Source organism: Roseimaritima sediminicola, assembly GCF_009618275.1.
In the GTDB taxonomy this organism is placed as follows: Bacteria; Planctomycetota; Planctomycetia; order Pirellulales; family Pirellulaceae; genus Roseimaritima; species Roseimaritima sediminicola.
The window spans coordinates 351,935-378,178 of record NZ_WIAD01000001.1 but is presented as its reverse complement, the minus strand read 5'-3'; the positions used below and the strand labels follow the sequence as shown (position 1 = coordinate 378,178).

At 63.1% G+C, this 26,244-nt stretch carries 19 protein-coding genes; 9 read left to right on the top strand and 10 right to left on the bottom strand.

From position 1 onward, the window contains the following. Positions 1 to 77 precede the first annotated feature (77 nt). From GE027_RS01280 to GE027_RS01265, 4 genes are all read left to right on the top strand, one after another. Positions 78 to 1,739 carry a DUF1549 domain-containing protein gene (locus GE027_RS01280; protein ID WP_153555345.1) on the top strand — a complete coding sequence of 554 codons (1,662 nt, stop codon included), beginning with the start codon at positions 78 to 80 and terminating at the stop codon, positions 1,737 to 1,739. A gap of 145 nt (positions 1,740 to 1,884) precedes the next feature. Further along, positions 1,885 to 3,129, top strand: a complete 1,245-nt coding sequence (locus GE027_RS01275) for a DUF1501 domain-containing protein (RefSeq protein ID WP_153555430.1) — start codon at positions 1,885 to 1,887, stop codon at positions 3,127 to 3,129. Between the two features lie 75 nt (positions 3,130 to 3,204). Beyond that, positions 3,205 to 3,687: an RNA polymerase sigma factor gene (locus GE027_RS01270; protein ID WP_237607157.1), complete on the top strand. Its 483-nt coding sequence runs from the start codon at positions 3,205 to 3,207 to the stop codon at positions 3,685 to 3,687. Then, entirely contained in the window at positions 3,684 to 5,786 is a 2,103-nt protein-coding gene (locus tag GE027_RS01265; RefSeq protein WP_153555343.1) for a DUF1549 domain-containing protein, read from the top strand. The genes GE027_RS01270 and GE027_RS01265 overlap by 4 nt, the downstream gene beginning before the upstream one ends. Before the next feature lie 174 nt (positions 5,787 to 5,960). On the opposite strand, the gene GE027_RS01260 is transcribed toward GE027_RS01265, so the two are convergent. Continuing rightward, the gene (locus GE027_RS01260) at positions 5,961 to 6,881 is read right to left on the bottom strand and encodes an ion transporter (protein WP_237607156.1); all 921 of its coding nucleotides are present in this window, start codon (positions 6,879 to 6,881) and stop codon (positions 5,961 to 5,963) included. Positions 6,882 to 7,004: 123 nt separating this feature from the next. Here GE027_RS01260 and GE027_RS01255 point away from each other — a divergent pair, with 123 nt between their 5' ends. The 3 genes from GE027_RS01255 (at position 7,005) to GE027_RS01245 (ending at position 10,312) form a co-directional block, all read left to right on the top strand. Beyond that, a complete protein-coding gene (locus GE027_RS01255; protein WP_153555342.1) occupies positions 7,005 to 8,252 on the top strand; it encodes a hypothetical protein in 1,248 nt (415 codons plus the stop codon). A 77-nt stretch (positions 8,253 to 8,329) separates the two neighbouring features. Then, a complete protein-coding gene (gene nadA / locus GE027_RS01250) occupies positions 8,330 to 9,469 on the top strand; it encodes a quinolinate synthase NadA (protein WP_202617292.1) in 1,140 nt (379 codons plus the stop codon). Positions 9,470 to 9,607: 138 nt separating this feature from the next. Beyond that, positions 9,608 to 10,312 carry a hypothetical protein gene (locus GE027_RS01245; RefSeq protein WP_153555340.1) on the top strand — a complete coding sequence of 235 codons (705 nt, stop codon included), beginning with the start codon at positions 9,608 to 9,610 and terminating at the stop codon, positions 10,310 to 10,312. On the opposite strand, the gene GE027_RS01240 is transcribed toward GE027_RS01245, so the two are convergent. The 3 genes from GE027_RS01240 to GE027_RS01230 form a co-directional block, all read right to left on the bottom strand. Further along, positions 10,214 to 11,227: an HTTM domain-containing protein gene (locus GE027_RS01240; protein ID WP_153555339.1), complete on the bottom strand. Its 1,014-nt coding sequence runs from the start codon at positions 11,225 to 11,227 to the stop codon at positions 10,214 to 10,216. The genes GE027_RS01245 and GE027_RS01240 overlap by 99 nt on opposite strands. Next, a complete protein-coding gene (locus GE027_RS01235; protein WP_153555338.1) occupies positions 11,224 to 11,796 on the bottom strand; it encodes a hypothetical protein in 573 nt (190 codons plus the stop codon). Before GE027_RS01235 ends, GE027_RS01240 begins: the two co-directional genes overlap by 4 nt. Before the next feature lie 260 nt (positions 11,797 to 12,056). Beyond that, positions 12,057 to 13,646: a CehA/McbA family metallohydrolase domain-containing protein gene (locus GE027_RS01230; RefSeq protein WP_153555337.1), complete on the bottom strand. Its 1,590-nt coding sequence runs from the start codon at positions 13,644 to 13,646 to the stop codon at positions 12,057 to 12,059. A gap of 147 nt (positions 13,647 to 13,793) precedes the next feature. On the opposite strand from GE027_RS01230, the gene GE027_RS01225 reads away from it, so the two are divergent. Together GE027_RS01225 and rnpA are read left to right on the top strand one after the other, a co-directional pair. Then, positions 13,794 to 14,795, top strand: a complete 1,002-nt coding sequence (locus GE027_RS01225) for a DnaJ C-terminal domain-containing protein (protein ID WP_153555336.1) — start codon at positions 13,794 to 13,796, stop codon at positions 14,793 to 14,795. Next, the gene (rnpA, locus tag GE027_RS01220) at positions 14,789 to 15,172 is read left to right on the top strand and encodes a ribonuclease P protein component (protein ID WP_153555335.1); all 384 of its coding nucleotides are present in this window, start codon (positions 14,789 to 14,791) and stop codon (positions 15,170 to 15,172) included. The genes GE027_RS01225 and rnpA overlap by 7 nt, the downstream gene beginning before the upstream one ends. Before the next feature lie 176 nt (positions 15,173 to 15,348). Here the strand turns inward: rnpA and GE027_RS01215 are convergent, their stop codons facing one another. The 6 genes from GE027_RS01215 to guaA all read right to left on the bottom strand — a co-directional run bounded on the left by GE027_RS01215 (position 15,349) and on the right by guaA (position 25,971). Then, entirely contained in the window at positions 15,349 to 18,597 is a 3,249-nt protein-coding gene (locus GE027_RS01215) for a CehA/McbA family metallohydrolase (protein WP_153555334.1), read from the bottom strand. Positions 18,598 to 19,045: 448 nt separating this feature from the next. Further along, entirely contained in the window at positions 19,046 to 19,651 is a 606-nt protein-coding gene (locus GE027_RS01210) for a toxin-antitoxin system HicB family antitoxin (protein WP_153555333.1), read from the bottom strand. A 544-nt stretch (positions 19,652 to 20,195) separates the two neighbouring features. Then, positions 20,196 to 21,326 carry a cysteine desulfurase family protein gene (locus GE027_RS01205; protein ID WP_153555332.1) on the bottom strand — a complete coding sequence of 377 codons (1,131 nt, stop codon included), beginning with the start codon at positions 21,324 to 21,326 and terminating at the stop codon, positions 20,196 to 20,198. A 260-nt stretch (positions 21,327 to 21,586) separates the two neighbouring features. After that, a complete protein-coding gene (locus tag GE027_RS01200) occupies positions 21,587 to 22,105 on the bottom strand; it encodes a hypothetical protein (protein ID WP_153555331.1) in 519 nt (172 codons plus the stop codon). A 599-nt stretch (positions 22,106 to 22,704) separates the two neighbouring features. Further along, positions 22,705 to 24,378 carry an energy-dependent translational throttle protein EttA gene (gene ettA, locus GE027_RS01195; RefSeq protein ID WP_153555330.1) on the bottom strand — a complete coding sequence of 558 codons (1,674 nt, stop codon included), beginning with the start codon at positions 24,376 to 24,378 and terminating at the stop codon, positions 22,705 to 22,707. Then, positions 24,379 to 25,971: a glutamine-hydrolyzing GMP synthase gene (guaA, locus tag GE027_RS01190; RefSeq protein ID WP_153555329.1), complete on the bottom strand. Its 1,593-nt coding sequence runs from the start codon at positions 25,969 to 25,971 to the stop codon at positions 24,379 to 24,381. Positions 25,972 to 26,244 lie beyond the last annotated feature (273 nt).

Here is a 26,244-nt window from a genome sequence, read left to right as displayed (position 1 = left end):
GTCGCGGGAACCTCGCCACAGCGGGGAAAACCCCGCCGGTCCACTTCTCTTCCATATTTCTCCGAAGGTTTGGTCGTATGATTCGACCCGTATTGCTTCTCGTCTTGCTGAGCGGTCTGAGCACCGTGTTTGTGAGCGGAGCGGCCCATGCCCAGAGTTCCAGCGCCGCCGAGCAGGTGGCGACGATCAACAAACTGATCGAACAGAACTGGGCGGATTATGAGATTCGCCCTTCCGGGGTGGTCGATGACGCCAAGTGGTGCAGAAGGGTTTATCTGGACATCATCGGCCGCATCCCCACGCTGGAAGAGCTGGCCGAATTCACCTCCACACGCGACCGCAACAAACGCCAGCAACTGGTCCAGACCCTGCTGTACGACGACCGCTACACCGAGGAGTACGCGCGGCACTGGGCGACCGTGTGGTCGAACATTCTGATCGGACGCAGTGGCGGGACCGATCGCCGTTCGCTGACCAGTCGTGACGGAATGCAGAAGTACCTTCGTGACTCCTTCGCCATGAACAAACCGTACAACGAAATGGTGTACGAGCTGGTGGCGGCCGAGGGCGCGACCAAACCGGGCACCGAGAACTTCAACGGTGCCGTCAACTTCCTGGTCGATAAGGTCAACGACGAAAACGCCGTCCTGGCGACCAGCAGTGTGTCGCGGATCTTTCTCGGTCAACAGGTCCAGTGCACCCAGTGCCACAACCACCCCTTCAACCAGTGGAAGCAGCAGAAGTTCTGGGAGTTCAACGCGTTCTTCCGGCAGACGCGTGCCCTGCGCCGCTTCGTCGATGGGACCCGGGACATCGACCATGCCGAACTGGTCAACGAAGATACCGCCGGCGAAGGTGGAGATCCCGAAGATGCGATGATCTTCTACGAGCTCCGTAATGGGCTTACCAAAGTCGCCTATCCGGTCTTCGTCGATGGTCAGGAAATCGGCCGCAGCGGTTTTGTCAGCGACTCCAATCGCCGAGAAGAACTGGCGCGGCTGATCACCGGCAGCGAGTTCATGGATAAGATGTACGCCAATCGGATGTGGGCCCACTTCCTGGGCTATGGCTTCACCAAGCCGGTCGACGACCTCGGGCCCCACAACCCGGCGTCGCATCCGGAGTTGTTGGAGTATCTGGGGCAGCAGATCCGCCAGCACAGCTACGACCCCAAGACGCTGATCGAATGGATCACGTTGAGCAAGCCGTATCAGTTGAGTGCCCAGATCACCACGGCCAACGAAATCGACGATCCGACGCTGGGCGAGATGCCCAAGTTCTCGCATTTCTATCTGCGGCAGATGCAAGCCGAACAGTTGTATCAATCGCTGGTTGCGGCCACCGGGGCGGGGGCGGCCGGTTCGTATGAGAAACAGGAACAGGAGCGGCGAAAGTGGTTGTCGCAGTTCGTCGTCGCCTTTGGGACCGATGAGGGCGACGAGGCGACCACCTTTAATGGCTCCATTCCGCAGGCGTTGATGATGTTCAACGGCGACCTGATCAAGCAGGCCACGGCGACGGACAAAGGGTCGTTTCTGGGAGAGATCGTCGACGACGACACCCGCTTGCGAGCCAAGCTGGACGCGGTGTTCATGGCCGGAGTAGCGCGGCGACCGACGCGCATGGAACAGACCATGGCCACCAAACTGCTGGCCGCTCGCGGAGGCGACGAAGCGGCGATGCTGCAGGATATCTGGTGGGCGTTGCTCAATAGCAATGAGTTCATCATGCAGCATTGACGCGTTTTTACTAAAGGGACGTCCCGCGACGCCCGTTACGACACCTTGATCTATCGTCCCCTCGAGTTTTCCGCACATGCTTCGGCCAAGGAGCCTTCCCAATATGTTCAATCGCAATCCACTCCCCTGGGCGACGCCCACCGGAATGTCTCGCCGCCACTTCGTCAAACACCTGGCCGGGGCTTCGGCCATGGCCGGCACCGCGGCGATGATGGGCCAAAGCATTCGGGTGCAAGCCGAGGAGATGCGGAAGAATCAAAAGTCTGCCATTTTGTTGTGGATGGGCGGGGGCCCTTCGACGATCGATATCTGGGATCTCAAACCCGGTGCGGCCACCAGTGGCCCGTTCCGGCCGATCAGTACCAGTGGCGACATGCAGATCTGCGAGCACATGCCCGAGACGGCCAAGCAGATGCACAATCTGTCGATCGTCCGCTCGATGAGCACGCGGGAAGCCGACCACAACCGCGGTCGCTACTACATGCACACCGGCTTTGTTCCCAACCCCAACATCGAACATCCCGGCTACGGCAGCGTGATCGCCCACGAATTGTTCGAACAACGCCAGGACCTGGCGATTCCGCCCTTCGTATCGATCGGCGGCGCCAGCACCGGGCCGGGGTTCTTGGGCATGGCCTGGGCGCCGTTTTCGGTGACCAGCAACGGGCGGATCCGCAACCTGCAGATGAACCTCGAAGAACGACGGTTGTTGCAACGCATGGCGGCCCTGGACGTGATCGAGTCGGGATTTATTAATCGCACCCGCGGCTCGGCGGCCAGCGAACATCAGAAGGTCCTCAAAAAGACGCTGGACCTGATGACTAGCGAGCAGATGGAGGCCTTCAAGGTCGATAAGGAACCGGAGGAAATAAAGGAGATGTATGGCACCAACAACTTCGGCCAAGGATGCCTGTTGGCACGTCGACTGGTCGAGGCGCAGGTGCCCTTCATCGAGGTGGATCTGGGTGGCTGGGACAACCACGCCGGGATCTTCCCGACCCTGGCCGATACGAAATTGCCACAGCTGGACAAAGCCATGGCCGCCCTGACGGCGGACCTCGAACAACGCGGTTTGTTGGAAAACACGGCGATCATCTGGATGGGCGAGTTCGGACGCACACCGCGAATCAACGCCGGCGCGGGCCGCGACCACTGGGCTCGATCGTGGAGCTGCGTGGTGGGCGGCGCGGGCCTCAAAGGTGGGCTTGCCGTGGGCGAAACCAGCAGCGATGGTTTGGCTGTGGAAACCGAACCGTACAGTTCCGAAGACCTGATGGCGACCGTCTGCAGGGGCCTGGGGATCTCCCTGGAAACGACGTACACGTCGAAGAATGGACGGCCGATGAAGATCGCCGCGGGCGGTAAGGTGATTCGGGAATTAATTGCCTAGGATCCGACGACGATCGCAGGACAACGCGAACAACCAAAGATCAGCGAACGGGTTGAACGGACTCCGGCCGAACTGGTGCAACGCCACCAAGCCGGGGTGTGGCGGTACCTGCGCGTCCTGGGATGCGACCCGGCAACCGCCGACGACCTGACTCAAGAAACGTTTTTGAAAGTCCTTCGCCACGACGCGTTCGTCCAACACAGCGACGCGGCGACGGCAGCCTACCTGCGGCGCACGGCTCATAATCTTATGATTTCGATGCACCGGCGCGGGGGCAAGATCCGGCAAGTCGAGACGGTCGAAACGATCGATGTCGTCTGGCAACGCTGGGCCGGGGCAGATCTGACCGGCGACGAGGCGGTCGACGCGCTCCGCGACTGTTTGCAGACGTTGACCGAACGAGCTCGGTTGGCACTGCGGTTGCGTTATCGCAGCGAGGCCAGCCGAGCCGAGATCGGCGAACAGTTGGGCATTACCGAACACGGTGCACGGAATCTGATGCAGCGTGCAAAACAACAGTTAAGAACATGCGTGACAAAAAAACTGAACGCCCAGTGAATCCGTCGTCCGCCGAGGATGCGGCCCTGCGGGCGTTTTTAACCGAAGCCCTCGGCGGGGCGTCGCCGCCGGATCTGTCGGAACAGATCCTGCATCGGCTGTCCGATTCGTCGGCCGACCCGGCGAAGCCGGCCGACTGCGAAGTCCTCTCGCCGAACCCGCTGGGCACCCGCAAGACGCCCCTGGCCGCCGCGGCCGCATTGATCGTGGCCGTCGCTGCGGTGCTGCTGGCCCTGCTCACGCTGCAGCCCCAAGCCGATCCGGAGCGTCCGCACCCGGTGGCCCAGAGCCCGAACGGTCAGAGCCCGAACGGTCAGAGCCCGAACGGTCAGAGCCCGGATGAGCAGAGCCCAATTGCTCAAAATCCGGATGAGCAGAATCCGAACGGTCAGAGCCCGGGAGCGAACTCGCCCGAGACCGCACCACGAGTTGCCCAAGCGGATGCCGACGCCCAGCCGGATCCGTCCGGTTTGGCCGCTGCCGCTGAAGACGCTGCGGCGCAGCCCGCGCCGCGTTCACGGCAACTGCCCATGCAGGAAACGCCGTTTGCGCCGGCCGCTCGCGTGGCTTCCGAGCAAGCGGTCGTCGATTTCGAACGGGCGCCGCGGGTGCCGCCCCACGATGCGCAGCAAATCGCCGCGGAGCTGAACCGCCGCTTCGAACAGGCTTGGAAACAGCTGGGCGTCGAACCCACCGCAGAGGTCTCGCAGGACGAGGTCGCCCAGCGTATTAGCCGCTGGGTAGGGACCGACGTTTCGCCTTCATCGGCCAGCGATCCGGCGGCTCTGGCAGAGGTGTTGCGAGGCCGCGCGGCCAGTGAGTCGGCCGCGGAACGCCTGTTGGCCCAGCTGCTCGGTTCGGCTTGGCGACGCCTGCCGGCCGAACGACAACAGGTGCTCAGCGGTTTCATTGCGCAGACGTATTCCGGTCAGCAGCGCTTTGACGTTGCGGCCCAGCAATTGGTCGTCGGCGGGACCGACCAGCGGGTCCAGCGCGCTTCGGCGATCTGGCTGACCAGTTTGGCCGGAGAGCGCAGCGTGCCGGTCACCCAGCAAATCGGGCACGCCGTGTTGGATTTGGACCTGGCCTGCGCCCGCTGTCACGATGATCCCTTGGACAGCCAGATTCGCCAACAGGATTTTTGGGGCTTGGCTGCCGTGTTCCAGAACGGCCTGCGATACTCCCGCAGCCAATCGGGCGAACCGCTGGTGCAAGCTGTCTCGGAGAGTGAACGGCAAAAGGGCCAATTCTTCGAACTGCCCGACGGTCGCCAGCGAGTCGCATTGCCGGGCGTGCCGCCTCAGTGGCTGGACCTGCAGGTCTCGGCCCCGACCGGCGAAGAACCGGCGGGCCGCGTGTTGAAGGATCTGCAGACGCTGGTCGCCCAGTGGCGAGACAATCCGCGCTTGGCCAAGGCCCTGGTCAATCGGGTTTGGAACGCGGTCTACGGCCGGCCCCTGACCGGTTCGACAGCCGATCCGGAAGCGCCGCCGCACGAAGAGCATCTGGTTCAGTTGCGAGATTACCTGGCGGCGCAAACGCGGGCTCACGATTTCGACTTGGCCCGACTGACCGCTTGGGTTCTGACGGCGCCGCCAATGCATCGCGCGGCCGTCCTGGAACCGCTCAGCGACGAGGCCGCGTTTGCTTCGGACCAGCAACTGGCCCGAGCCGATTTTCTGCATCGAACCTTTGCAGGATACCAGCCCCAACCGGTGAAGCTGCGGTTCGGATCGCTGCTGGATTTGGTCTCGCGGTGGAATGGCCGTGGAACCATCGAAAGCGTTCCCGCTTTGGCCCAGCCGGCGGCCAGCAGCGGTAGTTTCGTTCCGCTGCAGGCCCCCAGCGAAGCGGAGTTGACCGAGAATTGGCTGCGGACGTCCTTCCCCGAACGCGGCAATGCCGCGGCACCGCTGCCCGCCCAGTGGCTCGGAGCGATCGAGGACTTCGAGCAACAGGCACGGCATCTGTACTACGCCGCCGGATACTGGAAACCCAGCGGCCGACAGCTGAAAGCCGCTGCGGAGCTGCGCGAGAGTACCGGCGACGACGACGCAGCCCTCAAGCAGCTGTGGTGGGTCATCCGCAACAGTCGGTAAGCATAGTGTCGCCTTTCGCTCCGCGAAAGTAGCCCAGAGTCGCCTTTCGCTCCGCGAAAGTAGCCCAGAGTCGCCTTTCGCTCCGCGAAAGTAGCCCAGTGTCTTCAGCAACTTTCGCGGAGCGAAAGGCGACCAACTTTCCCCGCAACTTTCGCGGAGCGAAAGGCGACTCGACTATGGGGCCAGGATCCGGGTTCCACAGCGGTGGCAGTAGATCGCCGGCACGAGGTGTTTCCCGGCCTGGCATCCCGGGCAGGAAACTTTGGCGAAGCGCGGCGGGGCCTCCGGCAGCGAGTCCTCGAAAATTCTCTGCTCTCGTCTGGCTTCGGAGAATTCAGCACTGACGAAGCCCGTGGGTACGATGATCAGACTGTACCCCAACAGGATCAAGACGGCGCTGATCAGTTTGCCTGCGACCGTGGTGGGGACCACGTCGCCGTAGCCCACGGTCGTCATCGTGATGATCGCCCAGTACATCGATTGAGGGATGGAGGTAAAGCCGGATGTCGAGGGCGAGCCGTCGGGGTTGGGGCGATTCTCCACGTGGTACATCAGCGTGCCACTGATCGTGATCGCGACCATGACCACCGACAAGAACACCACGATCTTGCCCCGCGAACGCCAGATCGTGCGGCCCAGCACATCCGCTTCGCTCATCAATCGCCACAGCTTCAGGATGCGGAACACGCGCAGCAACCGCAGCGAGCGAACGATCACAAAGGCGTTCTGCTTGGAACTTCCGAGGCCGACGAGCAATGAGGGCAGAAAGCTGATCAGATCGATCACGCCCCAGAAACTGAAGATGTATCGCAGGGGGTAGCGACAGCAGTACACTCGCAGGCCGTACTCGATACCAAACAGAATCGCCAGCGCCAGCTCCATACGGACCAGCCACCGGACCTGCTCGGCGTCGGTGCGAACCGACGGCAGGGTTTCCATCGCCACGATCGCGATGCTGCCGAGAATCGCGATCAACAACGCGATATCGAACGCTCGCCCCCAGCGGTCTTCCGCTTCGAAAATGATATCGTACAGCTTTTGCCGCAATCCGGGTTCCGGTGGTCGCTGCGGCAGACGTTGACGTGAAAGAGGCACCGACAAGATCCCTGCGTTTGCGTGCTGCGAGTCGTGAGGGCTGCGCCGCGGCAACCGAAGCTCTAGAATAACTAACGGCGACGTCCGAAACACCGTGCTACAGCGTGCAAAAAGGGGCAACCGATGCTGCGCAGCGAACGCATCTCTCGGCTTGGCGTGCGGACCGATCAGCCCGAGTCGCGGGATGGGCCCGAGTCGCGGGATGGGCCCGGCTCGCCGATGGAAGCGCCCGCTGCGGTAGAACTGTACGACGCGACGGGGCGGCCCTGGAACCGGCAAGTGTATGGAATCGTCTGTTCACGGCTGGGGCGAAGTTTGCAGCGACGACGACGAGTCTTTGATTATCTCCAGCAAGCGACGCTGGCGGCCAAACGCGCCGGAGCCGCGTTACTGGTCGTGGCCGGAACCGCTCCCGAACCCTGGGTGCGGCGGGCCGGGGAATTGTTCGGCGTGCCGGTGCTGTTCATCGCGGCCCCGGCCGGAGTGGACCGTGACCGGTTGTTGGTTGCCACGCCGGAGCGAGTGTTCGGGATTTGGGTTCGCCGGCGGGGCAAAGTGGCCGAGCTGTTGAAGCAGCGCTGTCGCCTGTGTCGCGATGAATCGACTTGGGTGGCGGTCAACGAGCAGGAGGCCGACTGTGCGGCAACCGCGCTGATAAAAGAGGGCGCGATCGGGTGGTTTCGGCCGACCTGCGGCTCGCCGTCGATCGAACGACCTGCGGGGCCGGTCGAAAGCCTCCCGGCGGCGACCGGCCAAGTGGTCGCGGCCACTCACATCGATTGGTCTCGATACCTGGTGCACTGTACGCGAGGTCGCAGTGGCCCGCTGGCCGGGCAGAGCTGGGCGCAGTACCGCGACGAGGTGTTGCTGGGGGGCGACGGAGGCCTGCCGGCCACGGCCGCCGAGACGCTGCGTAAGATCCTCTCCGATGGCTGGCTCCGCGGCAACGCTCGGGTGACGCGTCACGATCTTCCGGTGGTCTGCTGGACCGAAGTCCCCCTGCCGCAGTGGCTCGCCCGCCGTACCTTCCGCTCGCACCTGGGCCGCTGGGACGGCGAACCCTACGGCATCGCGGTACTGCGATCGCGGGCAATCCAACTGGGGTTCCAGCCGGTGATCTACGGCGAAGCGTCGCGGCGCGAGCGGGTGCCGGCAGCACAACGCTGGCGTTTTCAGGCGTGTGGACGAGTCGATTGGCGGGAAGAAAAGGAGTGGCGATGTCGGGGCAGCCTGGAGCTGAGCGCACTGGAGCCCGAGGAGGCTCTGATTTTCGTGGGCGCGGCCGGGGAGGTCGCTCCGACGGCCGCCCTCAGCCGCTGGCCGGTCGTGCTGGTCGACACGTTCCTCAAACGGCCCAAAGGGGTACAATAGATAATGCCCGTGAAGGGTTTTGAAAGAGATTTGAAAGAGATTTGAAAGAGATTCGCTCAGTCGTCCCGGAGTTCTTTGTGAGTACGATCACTGAATCGGAAGTCCAGCATCCGTTAGCCCCTTACAAATCGTTGGAAAACGATGTTTTGCAACAGCGGATCGAGGCCGTACGCGCCCACCTGGGCGAACGCTTGCTGATTCTGGGGCACCATTATCAGCAAGATGAAGTCATCGCTCATGCGGACCTGCGCGGCGATAGTTACCAGCTGAGCCAGATGGCGGCCGCGAGCACAAAGTGCGAAAACATTGTGTTCTGCGGCGTGCACTTCATGGCGGAAACGGCCGATATTTTGGCCAACCGTCCCGATCGCCTGGAAAAACGCGATGGCCGCCGCATTCCCGTGGTGTTGCCGGATTTGGCCGCGGGATGCTCCATGGCGGACATGGCGGCGATCAACCAAGTCGAAGCGGCTTGGGAAGACATGTCCGAAATCATCGATACCGACCAGGTCATCCCCGTCACCTACATCAACAGTGCGGCCAGCCTGAAAGCCTTCTGTGGTCGCCACGGCGGCATCGTCTGCACCAGCAGCAATGCCAAAGCCGTGTTGGAGTGGGCTTTCGAACGCGGGCAACGCGTGTTCTTCTTCCCCGACCAACACCTCGGCCGCAATACCGCCCTGAAGATGGGGATCGATACCGAAGCGATGCCGGTCTGGGATCCGTACGCGATGGAGCTGGGCGGGATCGAAGAGTCGGTGTTGGAGAACAGCCGGGTGATCCTCTGGAAGGGCCACTGCAGCGTGCACCAGATGTTCCGCCCCGAACACGTCGAGCAGTTTCGCAAACAGCACCCGGGGATCAAGATCCTGGTGCATCCCGAATGCCCCCGCGAAGTCAACGATCTGGCCGACGTCTCGGGCAGCACCGGTACGATCATCCAGACCGTCAAGAACAGCCCGCCGGGCACTAAATGGGCCATCGGCACCGAGCTGCACCTGGTGAACCGCTTGAAGCAGGAGCACCCCGAGCAGGAGATCCATTTCCTCTCGCCGGTCCTCTGCATGTGCGCGACGATGTACCGCATCGACCTGGCGCATCTGTGCTGGAGCCTGGAGAACCTGCGGGACGGCCATCCCGTAAACGTCATCTCCGTCGACGACGACACCAGCAAGTGGAGCCTCGTCGCGCTAGAGCGAATGCTTGCTGTGAAGTAGGTGTACCAGTGGCATAGGCTTCCAGCCTGTGAGCAGTGGCATAGGCTTCCAGCCTGTGAACAGTGGCATAGGCTTCCAGCCTGTGAGCAGTGGCATAGGCTTCCAGCCTGTGAAAACCCACCACAAAAGGGGCAGTTCATGTTCGATGGTATCTTTCGACGGCGAAATCTCCCGCACATCGATATCGAGGGCAAGCCGTCATTCGTGACGGCTTGTTTACAAGGGAGTTTGCCGGCCGCCGGATTGAAACAAATCCGCGACTATCGCCAGGAGCTAGACGCTCGCAGCAAGCCGCACGACCGAAGCGACGCCGACTGGGAATTGCAAAAGCACAAACTGGTTTTCAAACTCGTCGACTCGCTTCTTGATCAGCAGCCTCCAGTCAAGCATCTTGCCGATGAACGGCTCGCCGAGATCGTGCAAGATGCGTTCTTGCATTTTGCTGGCGAACGCTACCACTTATTTGCGTTCGTAGTCATGCCGAGTCACCATCATTGGGTTTTTCTTCCTATAGATGACTGGGTGGACGAGCTTGCGACGGGTCAGCGACACAAATCCAACAAACGAACGCCTCGAGAAGTCATTTCGCATAGTGTCCAGAGCTATACCGGTACGCAGTGTAATCGGTTGTTGGGAAAAACGGGATCGTTTTGGCAAGTGGAAACATTTGACCATTGTGTACGCGACGAAGCGGAACTGCATCGAATAATTGAATACATCGAGAACAATCCCGTTGTCGCCGGGCTAGTCGAGCACGTGGACCAATACCGCTGGTCTTCGGCGCGTTTGCGAAAGGAGTTCGGGATCCAACGCGGTATGCCTATTCCGAAATCCTTGATGTAGGTTGTGGGTCGAGGTGGTTTTTTTCACAGGCTGGAAGCCTATGCCACTGGGTAAAAACGCCAACAAACTGGCCATCATGATCCACTGAAATAGATGCAGGTGCATCGCGTATTCCAAGCTCAGGTGCAACGCGATGCCCGCAGCCACGGCGAGGGTGCGCGTGGGGCGGAACCAAAGCGCTACGGGCAATAGGGACTCCACGGCCAGCACCGCCCACGTCGAAAGCCGGATCGCTAGCTCCTCCTGCATCAGCCACATCGGCAGCGGCCCGCGACCAAACAGGTCTTCCATCTGGTAGACGTAGTACAGCGCCGAACCGTCCCGCCATGTGCTGCCGAACCATTTGCAGGCGGCCGCCGAGAGGTACAGCAGGCTGAGGTGAAACTGCAGCAACCGCAGCCCCCACGCTCGCGAACGGGCAAGCGACGCGTCGTACGCCGGGCGACCGGCCATCCACCGGCCCAGCGACCACCGGTAGTCCAGCGGCATAAAGATCAGACAAAAGATCGCGATCCGCAGCATCGTGTCCTCCGCATCGCCGATTACCGGATTGCGGTTCTGAAAGGACACCAGACCCACGAACAAACATGCGGCTTGAAAACGCGAAGCGAGGCCCGCCAACAAACACACGCTTTGAAGGATCAGGATTGCCAGGGCGATGGTGACCACCGCCGGTGTGGCGGGAACCCAGTTAAACAGCGACCACAAGGGGGCGGGCACGAGTTGCCCCGCGGTGGCCGTCGTCAAAACGCCCTCGTCGCTGAACCAGTACGCCGCGTCCGCCGACCACACGCCCAGATAAACCAACAGCAAGGTCGCGAACGCAATTCGCAAAACGACGCAGGTGTGAGGCGAGGCCGATTCGAACAGAAAGTGGTCCAGCCGGCGGGTGATCGAATGCCGGATGTGACTCATGGCCGAACTCCGGTGGCCAGCGGTTCGCTGTACAGCATCCAGGTCGCTTCTTCGGGCTTGGGAATGCCTCCGTCATAGGGCGGGACCAGACGCAGCCCATCGGCGGTCAACTGCAAGACCGCCTCGGGATCTTCCGCCGGATACTGCCTGTCCAGGTACCGGGCAAGGTCGCGCGCGGCCGCGCGATTGGCTGGCAAGCGGATACGGTTGGAATAATTTAGGTGGCGGAAGCGATAGAATTTTTCCCAAGCCGGAACGTCCGCCCACTGCGGCGAGGACCAAATCGGCTCCGGGATCGCCGCCGCAAAGGACAGGTTGTTCGGCGAAGCGGTGTCGGCACGGGTGGCTGTCAGCCAAGCGTTGTCCACCGTCGGATCGGGCGCAAACATCGACCACGGTCCGGTCTCTAGTCCCAAGGGACGCAGGATCGCGGCGGCGATCGGCCGCAGGGACGCTTTGCCAGGCACGTCCTGTGGCAGCGCGTCGAGAGTCCAGGCCGCCGCCAGGACGAGCACGAGAACGCGCGTCAGACGGCGAGCGGTACCGGTGGTTGGCTTGCCTGTGGACATAGGAATTTGCGTGAGAAAATGCGGATGTAGCTATGTTAATGTGCCCGGCCGCAGGCTCCGCGGTCGGTGAAAATCCGTAAACTGAGCGGGCCGTAGCGACCAGAACCCACCCAATCCGTTTTACTGACCTAATCTTCCCGGCGCAGGATCGAGGACCGAGGCATGCGATGTTCCAGTCCATTCAGACGTTGGCCGCTCAAGCCAAGGTGCCGCACTGGTTGTAAGTCGAGCCGTTTGTTCCCTGGGCCCGCCAGCGTGGATTAGGGATCCGTGGCGGCATCCAGGCGGTCCTGCCAGAACGTGCGGGCCGCGCGAACGTACGGTACATGTTGGCTGAGTTCCGCCGGCGGCAGCTTGGCCAACGCTTGCTCGCGATCTTGCAACCAATCTCGAAAGAACTCGACGGCCGCTTTGGAAACTCGCGGTTGTTGGTCGAAGACGACATGCCACGGCGCCGACACCGCCGCTCGCCAGTGTTCCTCGTGCAGGGTCACCACTCGCACCATCACCCAGCCGCTGTTTTCAAAGCGCAGTGGCGGGATCACGCCACCGGCCTCGGCAAATTCGTCCAGCCGAGCGCTGTAGAACACGTTGCCGTTGTGGATCACCTCCAAGTACTCCACCGGATCGCGCGTCGATAGATTCAACTCGACGCTCATCTCCAGCGCCTCGCCCGCGGTGGCATGGAACGTGTGCCCCGGGTACTCGCCGCCCAGCGTGGGCCGCAGCAGCGGACCGTTGGTCACGACCGACTGTCCCGCCAGAGCTGCCCGCCACCAGGCCTGCGGCGAGAACGACCGCGCGGCACCGGGACTCGTCCCGCGAGGCGGATGCACATACGTGCGGCAATAACCCACCGGATGGTGCTTCGATGTGGAGCCGCTGCCGCCCAGCGGTGCGATCCTCAGTCCACTGTCCAGCACTTGCCAGTACACGTACTCGGCCCAGCGTCCCGGACCGAGTTCGTCGCGATAGCCGACTTTGCTGGGCGGGCGTCCGTCGGGAACCGCGACCACGCGTCGGTCCAGTCGCAGCCATGGTCCCTGCAGGAACATCGCGTCGATGCGTTCGCTGGCCAGCCAGATCGGCAGGTCCCAGGCAAACGGGTTTTCGATCACGATCGCCTCGACCTCTGCGTTCGCGCCCGCGCGGATCGTATCACTGCTGACCGGCGAAGCGGGCAGGGCAAAGTGCTCGGGCGTTCCGACCAACAGCAAACCATTGGTATCGGCGACCAGATCGGTGCGGATGTCCAGCGGTCCCCAAGCAGGTGCTTCCTCGCCCGTGTCCCCGTCGCCCGTGTCTCCGTCGCCCGTGTCGCTGCGGATTTGCGGCAGCGGCCGGTCCAGACGAATCTGCGTTTGGGGATCTTCGCCGACGCGGCCTACGAAGTGCAGGTCTTCGCTCTGCATCATCAGCGGCAGCAGCCGGCGCGGCGCCGTGACGGCCGGATCGCCCGACCACCAACCCTCTTCGGCCATGTCGACCATCCGAGGCAAGGTGACGCTGTGCGAATCCGAAGCGTCGCGGTCGATGGAAAAGTTGCCCGTGATCTTTCGGTATTCGGGGCCCCGCAAGATTTGAAACTGGAAGGCGCCGTTGGGCAGGCTGAGCCGTTGTTCGCCCTCGACGACAAAGCCGACGCCGCTGGGGATCACCCGTCGCACGATCTGCGGCCGGCCGTCGGCGCGGGTGACCGTGACGCGAGCCGGGACCGGTTGGTCGGTGTCCTCGTCGATGATCTGCAGCAAGAAACTGCCGCCGGCCAGCGCCGCCGAGCCGCCCAGCAGGAGGCTCGTCACCAAACCGACGGCGGCCGGCCAGCGAGCGGAAAAAGTAGTCCAGCCCATGGGAACCTGAAAATACCTTGCGTTGAAGAAATAAACCTCGCCCTCTACAGTAGCTCACTCGAGCGACTGGCTCGGCATTTGCGAAAATCAAAGGATCGAAACGGAACGCTGTCAAATTGGCAGGTTGGTCACTAGCAAAGAGCATCCATGGCGGAAGATCTGTATCAAGTATTGGGAGTCGGACGCGACGCATCCAAAGCGGAAATTCAAAAGGCGTATCGCAATCTCGCCCGCAAGCATCATCCGGACATGAATCCGGACGACGACGCGGCGCGGGAGAAGTTCAAGCGGGTGCAGGAGGCGTACGACGTTCTCAGCGACGAACAGAAGCGCGAGGCCTACAACCGCTACGGTGCGGACTTCGAACGCATGCGCAGCGGCGGCTATCCCGGCGGCGCGGGCGGTGCTTCCTTTGATGGCTTGGATCTGGAGCAGATTTTCGGCGGGGCGGCCGGCCGCGGCGGTGGCGGTGGCTTCGAAGGTGGCTTCAGTGACTTTTTCGAACAACTGATGGGTGGCGGTGGTCGTGGTCCTCGCGGCGGCGGCAACCCGTTCGCCGGCGGCAACCCGTTTGCCGGCGGCCGAGGCCCGGCGCCTCCGCCACAGCGAGGCTCGAACATTCGGCACGAATTGACCATCCCGTTTCAGACTGCGGTCAAAGGCGGCAAGACCGAGTTCTATTTGACCCGAGGTGGACAGCCGCAGAAGCTAAGCGTGACGATTCCGCCGGGCGTCAGCGACGGCAGCAAGATCCGGCTGCGCGGCAAAGGAAGTCCCTCGCCGAGCGGTGGTGAACCGGGCGATCTGATTTTGGTGCTGAGCGTGTCGCCGCATCCGCTCTATCGTCGCAGCGGCAAGAACCTGGAACTGGACCTGCCGATCACGCTGGGCGAAGCCGCGCTGGGAACCAAAGTGGATCTGCCCACACCGGCCGGTACGATCACGTTGACCGTGCCGCCCGGCAGCAGTGGCGGCAAGAAGCTGCGGCTGAAAGGTCAAGGCGTTCCCAGCAAGGACGGGGCGGCCGGCGACCTCTTGGTGCGTCTGCAGGTACAACTGCCCAACGAGTGGAGCGAAGCGGATCAGGAGGTCCTGCGCGAACTGGAAGAACGAAATCGGTTGAATCCGCGTCAGCAACTGGCATGGTAGGCGAGCATCGGTTTCCCAAGGCCGTCCGGTTGTGCGGCCACGATGCGTTCGGGCCAGTCATTCGTCGCGGCGGATTCGCCGCCGATCAAACGCTGGTCGTGCATGCCCTGCCCCAGGAAAACGCAGCGGCCCTCAGCCGTTTTGGCGTGACGATCCCACGCCGCACCGGCAATGCCGTGGTGCGCAATCGCTGGAAGCGTCACATCCGCGAAGCCATCCGGCACTGCCGCCTCGAGGCCGCCAGCGGATTCGATTTCGTGATCCGCCCCAAGAAGGGAGCCACCCTCGACGGAGCCCAAATCCGCCGAGGCCTACCCAAGCTGCTCAAGCGAGCCACCCGACGCTACCGTGGTTCCTCGTCGGGTAAATCGTCCTGAGCGTTCCCGGCGGTGGCGTCCAGGTGGCGGATCCCAAAAATCCAGTCGCGGAGCGACGACATGTGGTAGCCCCGGTGCAACCCGGGGTAGCCTTTCTCCCCTCTCCCCCACGGCTTCACTCGCTGACGCTCGCGGCGCCGTGGGGGAGAGGGGAGAAAACGTTCTGTTCGATCCACTTAATACGCGTGCTCGGTCTCGTCCAGCCGCCGGATCCAGACGTTGCGGAAGGCGACCGGATTGTTGTGGTCCTGCAGGAACAGCGGACCCCGGGACGTCTGCTTCTGCTGCTCGGCCAGCTCCCGCAGGTAGTCGCTGGTGCGGTAGCGGAACGGATGGTAGACCGAGCGCGGCTCGTCAAAGGTGACGTCGTTCTGGACGAGATAACCGTTCAGCCAGGCGGTCAGGCGGCCCGGTGTGGTGATCTTGCCCTCGGCGTCGCGGCGCGGGGCGTGGTAGCGGATGTCGTAGACCTGCCACTCACCCGGCGGTTTGACGGCGTTGACCAGCGGTGGATAAAAACCGTACAGGGCGCCGGCGGTCTGCTTGTCCGGCCGCCGGCCCGCGGAGTTGTAGATTTGCATCTCGTAGTTGCCGTGGATGTACAGGCCGCTGTTGCCGGGGCCGCGCTCGGGCAACCGAAACTCCGCGTGGATCTCGGCATCGCGAAACAGCTCGGTGCTGCACAAGTGGTTGCTGCGGCCTTCACCGGGCGTGACCACCAGGACGCCGTCCTGTTGTTTCCAGTCCGCCGGTTCGCCGTGCTTGTTGACGAAGCGGTTGACGCCCTCGCCTAGCAGGACCACGGCATCCTCGGGAACCGGCGCGGGCAGACGGCTTTGATCGGGACGGAACGGGGCCGTAACTTCGGGCAGCGGGATGCCCAGGTCGTCGCCGTTGGGGCGGAAGCCGTCGCCGTTGCGGTCGACGAAGATCGGGTTGCTGACCACGACCGGGGGCAGCGTGCCGCGGGTCGGTCCCATGACCCGGCCCAAGGTCAGTCCTTCACCGATCGCCGCGACGATGATGTGGGCATCCTCGGCCAGCTCCAGCGGTAGCGTCTGGTCGAACTTCACGACCCCGTCGGCAAACATCGCGGCGTGCGTGCGGCGACGATAGTTGTGTTCGGGCAACATTCGGCCGTTGGCGAACACCTGTACGCGATTGATGTCCAGCCAGTTGGGGCACTGGATGCGAACGTGCAACCGGCACGGATCCTGCTCCAACCGCAGCTCGTCACCGATGCCGGCGGTGCGTTGGCCGCCGCCGTTCTCGGTCGATTCCGAGGACAGCTGGACTTCCAGGAACGGTCCGGTGGACATGACCACGTGCCCGTGCTGGGCGGCGTGAATCATATCGGCGATCTTGATTTTCGCCGGGTCGTCGGTCGAGCTTTCAAACCAGTTCCGCAGCCAACCGCTGCCGTGGTGATTGTAGTGAGCGTCGGTATTGACCACGCCGGGGATGCGGTAGCCGGCGTTCAACAGCTGCATCCAGCGGAACATGCGATTGCCCGCTTCGCGCGGCGGGGCCGCTTTGTCCGGAACGTTAAAGATGGCCTGCGGAGGATGGACCTCGATCACATCCATGAAACCCAGCATGGCCCGAAAGCCGTCGTCGGGCTGGCCGTCGGTGTCGCGGTCGCCATAGATCTGGCGGATGTTGGGGTGGTTGCCTTGGACGACCTTTTCCGACCCGTCGTCCCACATCGCCAGGCGTTCGATCTGAGCGATCGGATTGGTGTCGGTGTGCGGCCCGCCGCCGTCCTGCGTGTGGGGATGATGATGCAGGGGGAACGCGTTCTGGTGATTCACCGGCAGCGGGGAACCGGTTACTTCGATCCCGGTGCAACTGCTGAGCAGCGCTTCGGCGCCCAGTGCTTCGAGGTGGGGCTGGTAGGAATCGACGCGGTTGTGCTCGGTGCAGGGTGCGAACTCCAGGTGTTCGCACAACAGGTTCTGAACGCGGCCGCGCTGGGAAGAGGTGTTGTCGCCCGAGGGGCTGCTGTGGCTGTGCAGTTCCGCGCTGACCCAGCCCTCGGTGTCGACCGAACGAATCAATTGCTCGTCCAGCTCCACGATCTCGCCGGGTTTGACTTCGATCTGGCGAAACACCGCGTCGAATTCCGGTCCCCGGCTGAGGATGACTTCGTACTGGCCGGGGGGAAGCGTGCGGGTTGTCGAACCCGAGACGCAGTACACACAGTTAACGATCGATCCGGCCGCGCTGTCGGGCCCGAAGTCGGGATCGGGCGTCCCCTCGCGGCCGTAGATCGTCATCTTGAACGGGGAGGCGTCGCCGTCGCCATCCTGGACGCGTGCTCGGATTGCCGATGGCGTAGGGAGCGTCAAGCGATGTTCGGCCGCCGAATCATCGACGTCCAGCGAAAGCTTGGTGTCCGCGTAGCCCGGAGCGCGGACGTGGACGTCGTAGCGGCCGCTGGCCAGCCGCGTCGCGACCCGGCCCTGTGCGTCGGCCTGCAGTGTGTTCCAGGCATCCGAGGGAGCGATCCCGGCCGGGACGATTTGCACCACGGCGTGGTCCGCCGGGGCGATGTCGCTGTGCAAAGTGATCCGCTGCAGCGTCGCCGGACGATCGTCCGTGGCGGCCAGTGCCGAAGCCAGATCGAGCGGGCTGGTCGCCGGATACAAACGCACTCGCCAGGAAGGACCCGCCGGAGACGTTTGGTCAGCGGTTTGTTCGGTGGCGGCGGCCGGGTAGGTCAGTGTTCGCATTCGCTGCTTGCCCCAGCGGGGCGCGCCCGCACTGTGAACGAAACCGTAGGTCTGACGAAAGTAGCGGTCTTCGCAGAACACGGCCGGCGGGCCGCCTTCGGGGAAACCGGCAAAGCGAAAGGTGCGGTCCGCGCGGACGCCGTCGAACGAGGCGGGTGGCTGGCCGTCGCCGGACGGAGCGGTGATTTCGACTTCCGCCGAGACAAAAGCGTCGCCGGGGCCCAAGCGATAGGTCACCGTGCAGGACGTGCCGTCGGCGGCCGGAGCGGAACTGCGACAGCGCCAGGACACTTCGCCCTCGGCCGATTCGCTGATCTCGACCAGGTCGGGGTCGTGGAAAGAGTATCGACCCGCGGCCGGGTAGTAGGCGCTCAGCTGGTCGTTGGGCAAGTCGCGGAGCGTCAGGTCGATGATCGACGCCCCGACGTTGCGGACCGTCATGTTGGCATTGCGGCCTTCAACCGGCCGCGCGATCACGGCCACGACGTGTTCGTTTCGCAGTAGGTAGTCACCGTAGATCCAGTCGACTTCCTTACCGGACATGCCGCTCATGTCGGTCGACTCGTCGATCGGAAAAACTTCTGCGGCCAGCGCGGAGGTGGCCGGCGAAGCGAGGGCAAAGGTGATGGGCAGGGCTGCGAGCAGCGGCAGGATCCACCGCTGCAGAGCTGACGGCAGCGAACGGTTGGGCATGAGGAGTACCGGGAAGTGGGAGGGACGCGGACAGGTGAGGCTCTTTTTATACACGTCCGCGCGCTGCGTAACAGCATTCCCCCCGCTGGCCGGCCTGTCGATTTATCGAGCCGTTTAGACGCTGGCCTCGGTTTCAGTATCGCAGAACCGGGGCGTTCGCCCAAACGGCTCAGGCAAGCCGTGCGATTTTCGAATCGACCGATAGGTTAGGGCGCCGCCGGGGCGGCGCTCGGGGCGGCGTATTTACGGGCTGGAAGCCTATGCCACTGATTTCACAGGCTGGAAGCCTGTGCCACTGTTCACAGGCTGGAAGCCTGTGCCACTGGTTTCACAGGCTGGAAGCCTATGCCACTGTTCACAGGCTGGAAGCCTATGCCACTGGTTTCACAGGCTGGAAGCCTATGCCACTGGTTTTACAGGCTGGAAGCCTGTGCCACTGTTCCGGCGGTTAGGAGACGTCGGTGAGGCGATTGTGGGGGCCTTGGGGGCCGGGTTTGCGGCCTCGTACTTTGCCCTTCTCCTTCGGCACGTGCTTCTCCTTGATCGGCAACAGCAGCTTGCTGATGCACAGCTTGTTGATGCTCGTGCGGTGCTCGCCCGCTTCCAGCTTCAGGGCTTCGTGTTGGCTCTTGGGCAGGCGAACGGTGATCATCTTCTGCGGCTCCAGCTCATCGCCCTTGCCCGGGTCCTGGCTGCGCATCGCGGCGGTCATCTCGAGCAGCTCGTCGAACTGAGGCGATTGTTCGAACTGCCGCATCGCTTCGGCCGAGGGAAACATCTTGCGGGCTACCCCGTCGGCGCCCAGGATGCCGCGGTAGAACAGGATCCACTTATCGGTCGTCGGGAAAGCTTCGCGAGCGACTCGCAGCACTTCGTCGGCGCGTTGCTCGGGCCGCACGTGGTAATCCACGGCGGGCAGTTCGAGGCGCTGGACCGGCTCGGTGGTCGGCTCGGCCGCCGCGCCGCCCTGGGCGCTTCGGGCCGCTTGGTCGGTCGTGGCCGAAGGAGAGGAAGTGGCGGAGGGATGAGGGTAGGAAGAATGCGATTCGTTCATCGGAGTCCTTTCAGAACAAGTGCTTGTAAACGCGGGTCAAAAGCAACCTGTTGCCGGCGTGGGCCTCGAGAGCGACGTGCCGCCTCGAGCCGCTCCGCCGCCGGGACGGGTTGCTGAGTTCTCGCCCGCATTCTTCGATGCTGGCAAAAGCAATTCCCCAACTCATGCAAGCAAAAGGACTTAGGGTCGATGCGCAAGCGGTGTGCACAGCCTGCGCAGCCCTGCTCAATTCGGGGGCAGGGCGGATGTGCCTAGTTTTTAGGCAGGTCGGTCTGGCGCGAAAACCAGGTGTCCATGCTAGCAGTCAAGAAAAAGCTAGCATTAAAAAGAAATTTTCGGGCACCGCTTTCCCGGAGCTGAACTCGCCAGAGTTTGGACCTGCGCCGTCTCTCCGCACCGCGTTCCGCGCCGCCACCTGGCGCCGGCACTTCGCGATACCCTCCGCGATACCCTCCGCGATACCCTCCGCGCCGGCTCGCCAAAGTCTGGCGACTTCAGCTACGGTTGGGCTACGAGTCGGGCTGCGGTTTTGCCGGGTCGCCGATCAGCGGTGATGCATTGCCTGGTCCCAGGCTTCGGCGATCAGGTCGGCCGCTCGATCGATCTGCTCCTGGCTGGTCGTCCAGCCGATGCTGACTCGCAGCGCTCCGCGGATCTGCGGCGGGGCCATCCCGATGGCAGCCAGGCAGCGGGTCATCTCGTCGGCCGGGGCGGCGCTTTGGGCCGTCGCGACGATCAAGGGGCTGGCGACGCGCTGCAGGTGGTGAGCGGCTGTGGGCAGGATCAGGGTGACGGTATTGGGCAGTCGCGGCGAGGTCTCGCAGGCCACCTCGACCGCCGGGTCGATCGTGTCGCGAAGGCGGAACACGAAGCGGTCGGTCAGCTCGGACAGGCGGTCGGCGGCCTCGACCGCGCAGCGGGCGGCCAGCTGGGCGGCGGTGCCCAGCCCGACCAGTCCGGGCACGTTCTCGGTGCCGGGCCGAACGCCCATCTCACGGGACTCGCCGAACCGAATCGGCCGGACGACCAAGCCGCGGCGGACATACAGGGCACCGGTGCCTTTGGGGCCATAGAATTTGTGCCCGCTGATCGACAGCGTGTCGGCCCTCAGGCGGCTGATGTCGACCGGTAACTTGCCGAACATCTGCGAAGCGTCGCAGTGGACCAGCACGCCTTCGGCGTGGCACGCTTCGGCGACTTCGCGGACCGGCTGCAACGTGCCGAGAACCGGGTTGGCAGCCTGCAGGCAGGCCAGCCGGGTATTGGTCCGCAGCCGCACGGTAAACTCTTCGGCGACCACCACGCCGTCGCTGCCACAGGGCACCGCTTCGATATCCCAGCCGGCGCGCTGCAGGGAGCGGGCGGCGTTCCAAACCGAGTCGTGTTCCAGTTCGCTGATCAGCATGTGGCCCGGCGGGCAGTCGGTGGCCAAGCCCAGTACGGCCAGATTGTTGGCTTCGGTGCCGCCGTCGGTGAAGACAATTTCAAAGGCGTCGCAGCCGATCATCTCGGCCACGCCCTCCCGCGCCCGCTCCAAACCCTCGGCGATCGCCCGGCTGCCATGGTGCTCCTGGTCGGGCAGCAGGAAGTGCTCGGCCCAGTACGGTTGCATGCTCTCCTGCACCGAGGGCGCAAGCGGAGTGGTGGTATTGAAATCGAGGTAGATGGGCTGCACGGTGTCGATCGAAGTTGCGGAACATGGCGGCGCGAGCAAGCTCGGTCGTCGATGGCGCGACGCTCGCACGCTCCAGACTAATTCCGCTCCGGCGCAGAACGAGTCCGGCGGAGGCATTTCCGCCAAGAAATCCGCCGGACCGTCATGTGGGTTTGCCCTGCCGGGCATCAAGCAGCCCACCGCGCATAAAAAAATGGGCCGACGACCCGCAGGTCGGTCGGCCCATTGCATCAGGGGGAAGCGACGTCTGTAGGCGGCTCCTACAGGGCGTCTGCGCCAGCACCCACGTTGACTCCAGCTCCGCCGGCTCCCACGCCGACACCGACGCCGGAACCTCCGCCACCGACGTTCACGCCGGCGCCAACACCTTGGTTACCGACGCCCACGCCAACGCCCGCACCGTAGCCGGTGTTGCCGTAGTTCTGGCCGTAACCGTAGTTCTGACCATAGCCATAGTTCTGGCCGTACCCGTAGCCGCCGTTGTTGTATCCGTACCCGTAGCCGCGGTTGCTGTGGCCATAGCCGCGGTTGTTGTAACCGCGATGATGGCCGTAGTTGCCGCTGGTGTAACCGTAGCCGCCCCCGGTGTAGCCGCTGTAGCCGCTGTAGCCGCTGTAACCGGTGCTGCCGTGGCCATAGCTGCTGCCGCCGTGGTAGCTGCTGTAGCCGGAGCTGGCATAGGAGACTTGCGGTGCGCTGTAGCCTCCGCCGCAGCAGCAGTTATTGTGGCCGCGATGCTTGCGGTGATGTCGGTGGCCTGCGTCTGCTTCCACCGCCATGTACGAAGCAGTAAAGGCAAGGGCAACAGCAATAGCAGTCGTTCGAAGCATCATCTGTGATAGGTCCTTTCCATCGAGGGTGTAACAGGTTGGCAAAAATGCCGCTCCACCTCGGAGCTGCCCGTGACATGTGGCAACTGCTGTGCCTAACGGTTACGAGGATCGCGCAAGAAAGGGGAGACGCGCAGAATATGTGGGTTTTGCTCCAGCGCGGCCGAGCTCCCGCCACGCTCACCCCGCCGGAGAGCCGACCGCCGAATTGTTTTCGGAGCACTCTGGTCGTTTTCCGAACACCTCCGCCGGCAGTAAAAAGTTTTTGCAAGCAAAGGGTTCACCGCCGGACCCAAGGCGAGTGACTCGTGCTCGTGCTCGGCGCTCGTGCTCGTGCTCGGCGCTCGTGCTCGGCGCTCGTGCTCGTGCTCGGCGCTCGTACTCGCCGCTCAACGTCGAGGCGCCAGGCCAGACGCAACATCCTTTTGGCGATTGCGATCTTCGGTCCTGAAGTCCTTGGCTGCGATCGAGTACGAGTACCGCTTCGCTGAGTACGAGTATTTCTCGGTCGCAGCCGAGCTGGGGAGGGGGGACCTACGGAGCGCGTGCTAGGCGTGGATGCTCTTGTAACGGAACTTCTTGGGTTCTTCTCCGTTATCGCCCATTCGCTCGCGGCGCTGGCGTTCGTAGTTGTCGAAGTTGCCTTCGCACCAGTGCACGTAGCCTTCGCCTTCGAAAGCCAGGATGTGGGTGGCCAGTCGGTCGAGGAACCAACGGTCGTGGCTGGTGACGACGACGCAGCCGGCGAAGTTCATGATGGCTTCTTCCAAAGCCCGCAGCGTATCGACGTCCAGGTCGTTGGTCGGTTCGTCCAGCAGCAGCACGTTGCAGCCGCGGCGAAGCAATTTAGCCAGGTGCACGCGGTTGCGTTCTCCACCGGACAGATTGCCAACCTTCTTCTCCTGGTCGGGGCCCTTGAAGTTGAACTTGCTGACGTAGCTGCGGGCGTGCATGACTCGGCCGCCCATGTCCAACGTCTCGTGTCCGCCGCTGATCTCTTCGTAAACCGTCTTATCTGCCTCGAGTGTATCGCGGCTTTGGTCGACGTAGCCCATCAGCACGGTTTCGCCGACGCGGAGGATGCCCGAATCGGGTTCGTCCTGGCCGGTCATCATTCGAAACAGCGTGGTCTTACCGGCTCCGTTGGGGCCGATCACGCCGACGATGCCGCCGGCCGGCAAGCGGAAGTCCAGGTCTTCGATCAGGACTTTCTCGCCGAAGGCTTTGTTCAGGCCCTCGGCTTCGATCACCACACTGCCCAGGTGCGGCCCGGGCGGAATCTGGATTTCCAGATCTTCCGGTCGCTCGTCGAAGGATTGCTGGGACATTTCTTCGTAGGCTTTGATCCGCGCCTTGTTCTTGGCCTGCCGCGCCTTGGGACTCATGCGAATCCATTCCAGTTCGCGCGTCAGCATCCGTTCGCGAGCCTTCTCCTGTCGCTTCTCGACCGCTTGGCGTTTCTCCTTGGCTTCCAACCAGGCGGTGTAGTTGCCTTCGAAGGGGAAGGCGCGGGAGCGGTCGATTTCCAGGATCCACTGGGCGACGTTATCCAGGAAGTAGCGGTCGTGGGTCACGGCCACCACGGTCCCGGGGTACTTGTGCAGGTGTTGTTCGAGCCAGGCGACCGATTCCGCGTCGAGGTGGTTGGTCGGTTCGTCCAGCAGCAGCAGATCGGGCTGGCGGATCAGCATCTGGCAGAGGGCCACGCGGCGACGTTCGCCGCCGGACAGTTTGGTCACGTCGGCGTCGTGCGGCGGCAGGTTCATCACGTCCATCGCGATTTCGACCTGTCGATCCAGTTCCCAGAGGTTGCTGGCGTCGATCACGTCCTGCAGCTGGGACATTTCATCGCACAGCTTTTCCATCTGGTCCGGATCGTCGATCTCGCCCAGTTGGGCGCTGATCTCGTTGTAGCGGTCCAGCACCTTGCGGCGTTCCTGGACCGCGTCTTCGATGTTTTCGCGGACGTTCTTGGTGGGATCCAGGTCGGGTTCCTGTTTCAGGTATCCGACCGTGTAGCCCTTGGTCAGGCGGCCTTCGCCCTCGTACTCCTGGTCCTCGCCAGCCATGATTCGCAGGAGCGTCGACTTGCCGGCACCGTTGGGGCCCAGCACGCCGATTTTGGCTCCGGGATAGAAGGCCAACGAAACGTCATTCAGGACGACTTTCGGACCGTGTTTTTTGACCAGATTCGAGATCTGGTAGATGTAGTGCTGACTCATTTATTCCCATTCGATGGTTGCGGGTGGTTTGCTGCTGATGTCGTAGCAAACGCGATTCACCCCTTTGACTTCGTTAATAATTCGGGTGCTGATTTTGGCCAGCAGGTCGTACGGCAAGCGGCTCCAATCGGCCGTCATAAAATCGTCCGTATTGACGCTGCGGATGGCCACGGCGTTGTCGTAGGTGCGGGCATCGCCCATCACCCCGACGCTTTGCACCGGCAGCAGCACCGCAAAGGACTGGCTGGTTTGGCGGTACAGCCCGGCGGCTTTGATTTCGTTGACGACGATCTCGTCGGCTTCGCGGAGCACTTCCAGTTTTTCGCGGGTCACTTCGCCCAAGCAGCGAACGGCCAGCCCGGGACCGGGGAAGGGGTGGCGCCAGACCAGCACCTCGGGTAGGCCCAATTCTTCACCCAGTCGGCGGACTTCATCCTTGAACAGATCCCGCAAAGGCTCGATTAACTCAAATCCTAGTTGTTCCGGCAACCCGCCCACATTGTGGTGCAGCTTGATCGTGGCGGCCGGACCGTCCGGAGCGGCCCCGCTTTCGATCACATCGGGGTACAGCGTGCCCTGGGCCAGGAAGTGGGCATCCTCGATCGATTCGGCCTCTTTTTGAAAGCAATCGATGAAGGCATAGCCGATGCGGCGGCGTTTTTCCTGGGGTTCGCTGATGCCTCGCAGGGCCTCGAGGAACTGCGCTTCGGCATGCACCACTCGCAGGTCCGCTTTGAAGTGGTTGGTGAATTCGGAGATCACGGCGGCTTGTTCGTCCTTGCGCAGCAGGCCGTTGTCGATCAGGATGCAGGACAGCTGTGGCCCGATGGCTTTGTACAGCAAGGCCGCGACGACCGAGGAATCGACGCCGCCGGAGAGCCCACAGATGACGCGCCGCGAGCCGACCTGTTCGCGCACCTGTTCGATCAGCGAGTCGGCGAAATCCGCCAGGTGCCAGGTGCCCTCGCAGCCGCACACGCCGATCACGAAGTTATGCAGCACCTGGCTGCCCAGCGGGGTGTGCGTGACTTCGGGGTGAAACTGCATCCCGAACACGGGCAGCTGTTTGTGGACGATCGCCGCAAAGGGGCAGGTTGCCGTATAGGCCAGGGTCTCGAACGCTTCGCCCACGCCCGAGATCTGGTCGCCGTGGCTCATCCAGACGTCCATCGAATCGGGCAAGCCATCGAACAGGCTGCGGTGCTGGGCGACCTTCAAACTGGCCCGGCCGTATTCGCGACTGGTCGTGTGAGCGACGTCGCCGCCGAGGGCTTTGCACATCAGCTGCATACCGTAGCAGATGCCCAGCACGGGGATGCCCAGCTGGAACAGTTCGGGATCGCAGCGCGGGGCCCCGTCCTGGTAGACGCTGGCCGGGCCGCCCGAGAGGATAATGCCTTTGGGCCGCAGGGCCGCAATCCGCTCGGCCGGCAAGTCGTGGCGGACAATCCGGCAGTACACGTTTTGCTCACGCACGCGGCGAGCGATCAACTGGGCGTATTGCGAGCCGAAATCCAGCACCAGCACGCACTCGTCGGTGAACGCGTCTGCTGCCGATTCCTGGTCGGTTTCGGTCGAGGGTGATTGGCTCATCTAGCTCGGGCTCCCAGGGGTTCAGAATCTCGGAGTATAGAAATCGTTAAAACGCTTCCCAAGGGGGCGCCAAAGGAGGCTTCCCCACTCGCGGAAACCGCAGCCCGTCGATGGATGCGAAAACGCATTGCTCTGGTGAGCCGTTGGGGCGATAGCCCCGGTTCTCGGGTGACGGAGTCGAGGCTAGCGCTCAAACGGCTCAATAAATCGACAGCCGCCAAACGCGGCTGGAGTGGCTAGCGAGGAACGCACGAAAAAACCCTCCGCACCGAT

Excerpts from the sequence above, each read along its gene's own strand:
- rnpA (WP_153555335.1), top strand. The coding sequence starts at position 14,789 with ATGGTAGGCGAGCATCGGTTTCCCAAGGCCGTCCGGTTGTGCGGCCAC.
- GE027_RS01215 (WP_153555334.1), bottom strand. The coding sequence starts at position 18,597 with ATGCCCAACCGTTCGCTGCCGTCAGCTCTGCAGCGGTGGATCCTGCCG.
- GE027_RS01240 (WP_153555339.1), bottom strand. The coding sequence starts at position 11,227 with ATGAGTCACATCCGGCATTCGATCACCCGCCGGCTGGACCACTTTCTG.
- GE027_RS01210 (WP_153555333.1), bottom strand. The coding sequence starts at position 19,651 with ATGAACGAATCGCATTCTTCCTACCCTCATCCCTCCGCCACTTCCTCT.
- GE027_RS01280 (WP_153555345.1), top strand. The coding sequence starts at position 78 with ATGATTCGACCCGTATTGCTTCTCGTCTTGCTGAGCGGTCTGAGCACC.
- GE027_RS01255 (WP_153555342.1), top strand. The coding sequence starts at position 7,005 with ATGCTGCGCAGCGAACGCATCTCTCGGCTTGGCGTGCGGACCGATCAG.
- GE027_RS01225 (WP_153555336.1), top strand. The coding sequence starts at position 13,794 with ATGGCGGAAGATCTGTATCAAGTATTGGGAGTCGGACGCGACGCATCC.
- guaA (WP_153555329.1), bottom strand. The coding sequence starts at position 25,971 with ATGAGCCAATCACCCTCGACCGAAACCGACCAGGAATCGGCAGCAGAC.
- GE027_RS01235 (WP_153555338.1), bottom strand. The coding sequence starts at position 11,796 with ATGTCCACAGGCAAGCCAACCACCGGTACCGCTCGCCGTCTGACGCGC.
- GE027_RS01200 (WP_153555331.1), bottom strand. The coding sequence starts at position 22,105 with ATGGCGGTGGAAGCAGACGCAGGCCACCGACATCACCGCAAGCATCGC.
- ettA (WP_153555330.1), bottom strand. The coding sequence starts at position 24,378 with ATGAGTCAGCACTACATCTACCAGATCTCGAATCTGGTCAAAAAACAC.
- GE027_RS01275 (WP_153555430.1), top strand. The coding sequence starts at position 1,885 with ATGTCTCGCCGCCACTTCGTCAAACACCTGGCCGGGGCTTCGGCCATG.
- GE027_RS01245 (WP_153555340.1), top strand. The coding sequence starts at position 9,608 with ATGTTCGATGGTATCTTTCGACGGCGAAATCTCCCGCACATCGATATC.
- GE027_RS01230 (WP_153555337.1), bottom strand. The coding sequence starts at position 13,646 with ATGGGCTGGACTACTTTTTCCGCTCGCTGGCCGGCCGCCGTCGGTTTG.